Origin of the sequence: Micrococcus sp. Mcc28 (genome assembly GCF_024519775.1) — a bacterium.
GTDB classification, from domain to species: domain Bacteria; phylum Actinomycetota; class Actinomycetes; order Actinomycetales; family Micrococcaceae; genus Micrococcus; species Micrococcus luteus.
The window spans coordinates 1-1,434 of record NZ_JALJRH010000038.1 but is presented as its reverse complement, the minus strand read 5'-3'; the positions used below and the strand labels follow the sequence as shown (position 1 = coordinate 1,434).

Here is a 1,434-nt window from a genome sequence, read left to right as displayed (position 1 = left end):
GGGCGTGTCAACTTGTCTGTGTAAGCGGGGTGGTCACAGGTAGGGGTTGATCCGGTCGGGGTAGGCCGCGGCGAGCTGGGCGAGGGCCTGCTTCCAGTTCGTGACGGCCTGACCTTCGACGAGCCGGCCCTGGGCTTTGCGCTGGCCGGCGGGTTTGCCCCGGTCCCGAGCGCGTTCGGCGGCGCGTTTGTCTTCGATGTTGCAGATCGCCAGCCAGAGCAGCTTCACCGCCGCCTCGGTCGAGGGGAAGTGGCCGCGGTTCTTGGTCACCTTCCGTAGCTGGAAGTTCAGCGACTCGATGCTGTTGGTCGTGTAGATGACCTTGCGGAGCATGGGTGGGAACTGCAGGAACGGGATGAACCGCTCCCAGGAGTTCGCCCAGGTCGCGGCTGCAGACGGGTACTTCGTGCCGAGCTCGGAGGCCTCGAACTCGGCCAGCGCCTTCCTCGCGGTCTCTTCGTTGGGGGCGGTGTAGATCGGCTTCAGCGCGGCGGCGACCTTCTTGCGGTCCTGGTAGGCCACGAACCGCATCGCGGCCCGGATCAGGTGAACCACGCAGGTCTGGACCATCGAGTCCGGCCACGTCGCCTCGACCGCCTCCGGCAGGCCCTTGAGCCCGTCGCAGCACACGATCAGCACGTCCTGCACGCCCCGGTTGGCGAGATCGGCGCAGACGTGGGCCCAGAACGCCGAGCCCTCGGTGTCCTGGACCCAGATCCCCAGCACGTGCTTGATGCCCTCGAGGTCCACGCCGACGGCGATGTAGGCGGCACGGTTGAGGACCTGGCTGTTCTCTCGGATCTTGATCCGGATTGCGTCGAGATAGATCACCGGATAGAACTCCTCCAGCGGCCGCGACTGCCACGCCAGGACCTCTTCGCTCACGGCGTCGGTGATGTTGGAGATCGTCTCGTGCGACAGGTCCGTGCCGATCGTGGAGGCCAGGTGGTGCTGGATGTCCCGGATCGTCATTCCGCCGGCATAGAGGCTGATGATCATGTCATCCAGGCCCCCGAGGCGCCGCTGGCCCTTGGGCACCAGGCGCGGGGTGAACGACCCGCCCCGGTCTCGCGGGACGTCCAGCTCGATCGGCCCGACCTCGGACTCCACGGTCTTCGGGGTGGTCCCGTTGCGGGAGTTGGCGTGCTTCAGCGCCTCGCTCGAGCCCTTCTCGTAGCCCAGATGGCTGGTCAGCTCGGCCTGCAGGCCCCGCTCGAGCGCGGCCTTGACCAGCGCGGGCACGAACCCGCCGTCACCGGTGAGCTCGACGCCGCCCGCGTCGATCTGCGCGAACAGGGAATCAAGCTGCCCTGAGGCTTTCAGCTGCTCGACCAGGTCCTGGCCCGAGGGCTCGCCTGGGTTCTTCTCGTCGATCATGGTCATGATTCTTACCGTTCCTCTCGGTACGGCTTACACAGACCATCTGACACGCCC

Annotated in this window: 1 protein-coding gene; it reads right to left on the bottom strand. The window is 66.7% G+C overall.

Translation table 11 applies throughout. The features are described 5' to 3' along the window. Positions 1-33: 33 nt before the first annotated feature. Positions 34-1,377, bottom strand: coding sequence for an IS256-like element ISMlu11 family transposase (locus tag NR073_RS10995; protein ID WP_095354206.1), 1,344 nt, complete (start codon positions 1,375-1,377; stop codon positions 34-36). Positions 1,378-1,434 lie beyond the last annotated feature (57 nt).

Excerpts from the sequence above, each read along its gene's own strand:
- NR073_RS10995 (WP_095354206.1), bottom strand. The coding sequence starts at position 1,377 with ATGATCGACGAGAAGAACCCAGGCGAGCCCTCGGGCCAGGACCTGGTC.